We start from the raw sequence: 1770 nt of genomic DNA on the forward strand, positions 1-1770 counted from the left end.
GACCGTCGGCCGGATCCGCGGCTCCACGTTCACCGACGGCGCCATGGTCAGGATCAGGTTGTAGGCGTCACCCTCGTCGGTGGCCCGCAGCCGCAGCGACGACGACTGGATGTTCGGCGCCTCGAACCCGGGCAGCAGCGTGAAGTCGCTGTGGTACGTCGCCCCGCCGTCCTTGCTGGTCGCGACCGCCCGGTGTGGACGGATGTTCGGGTCGGCCTCCTCCTCGGGAGTACCTCCGACCCAGTTCTGCCGGGCCCACACCATGACGTCGCCGTTGGCCAGTTCCACCAGGCTGAGCTCCTGTGGGATCAGCCGGCGGTCGGCCGGGTAGTGCGCCCGGGCGCCCCGGTGCCAGGTGAGGCCGGCGTCGTCGCTGTAGACGAGCATGGCGCCGAATCCCCCGCCGTCGTAGTTGACGCCCGCGATGAGCCGGCCGGCGTGCGCGCCGCGGGTGAGCTGGATGGCGTGCACCGGCCCGGTCGCGTAGTGGCCCCAGGACGGGTCGTCCAGCTCGGTCAGCGTGCGCGGTGGAGCCCAGGTCACCCCGTTGTCGTCGCTGTGCACTACGTACGGGGTGCGCGGCGCGGTCCGGTGGTTGCTTCCGGGGGTGGCCGGGTTCACCGGGTTGTGCGTGCCCAGCAGCACGATCCGGCCGTCCGGCACGTCGGCCGGCGGAGCGCCTGGCAGTCGCCGGTACACCACCGGGCCGGGGTTGCCGCGGGTCGCCGGCGCCACCGGGTCGCCCGGTTCGCCCCGCACCACCGTCTGCACCGGCAGCCATCGGCTGGCGCCGGCGGGCAGCCGTCGGACCACCGTCTCGATGTTGGACTTGTCGGCACACGTGTGGAACCGGTGCTCGGCGAAGGCCAGCAACGAACCGTCCACCGCCCTGATGATCGCCGGAATCCGGTAACACCCGGACGGCACGTTCGGGCTGGAAAACAGCACGGTGGTCCTCGCGGCGAACGGGTCGACCGGGGCTGCGGTGACGTCCGCCGCCGCGCCCTGGACCGGTACCAGCGCCGCCGCCGCGCTGACCCCGACGGCGAGCAGCGCCGCCTGGTACCTAGGTCTGCGATGAACGCGCCTGCTACGAACTTTCACGGTCGTCGCTCCTCTTTCTGGTGGGAAATGAGGGTTTCTCGGGATGACGAGGGTTCGCGTGGAGACGAGGATCAGGCGCCCGGTCGGACGACGGCGTTCATCGGACGACGGCGTTCATCGGACGATGACGCTCATCGGCAGGTGTGCGGTGCGGCCGGGGATGCCGTTGGTGTTGCTGATGCGCAACCAGGTCAGCTCGGCGGTGCTCAGCGCGCGGTCGTAGATCCGGAACTCGTCCAGGCTGCCGTGGAACCGGTTCGCCCCGTCGGGGCGCTGCCCGAGGTAGATCGGGGTCGGATCGTCCCCGTGGACAGCACCGGCGGCGCCGGACCCGGAGCCGACCCGCACGCCGTCGACGAACAGGGCGACCGTGCCGCGTTGCCGGCGCAGCGCCACGTGGTGCCACGCCCCGTCGGCGTACGCGCCGGTGGATGTGACGGCCACCGATCCGGCAGCGGTGGTGACCATGCCACGGATGCGGTCACTGCCCGGCTCGGCCCGCAACCACACCTGCGGCTCGCCATCCTGGCCGTACGCCCAGAAGATGGCCTGGTCCCTGGTGTCGTCGTCGTACCTGAGCCAGGTCGACACGGTGAAGTCGCCCGAGCCCAGCACCGGCGTGGTCCGGTACGGCAACTGGACCCGGCCCCGCTGCCCGTCGAACGC

Annotated in this window: 2 protein-coding genes; both read right to left on the bottom strand. The window is 71.6% G+C overall.

Going from position 1 to position 1770, the window contains the following annotated elements; all coding sequences use genetic code 11:
• Window positions 1-1104: sialidase family protein (locus AAH979_RS42850; protein WP_346263843.1), on the bottom strand; the 1104-nt coding region annotated here is incomplete at its 3' end.
• 114 nt (window positions 1105-1218) lie between these two features.
• Window positions 1219-1770 (bottom strand): LamG domain-containing protein (locus AAH979_RS42855; RefSeq protein ID WP_346263844.1); only part of this gene is annotated, 552 nt, incomplete at its 5' end.

It is taken from the genome of Plantactinospora sp. ZYX-F-223, assembly GCF_039649625.1.
GTDB lineage: Bacteria > Actinomycetota > Actinomycetes > Mycobacteriales > Micromonosporaceae > Plantactinospora.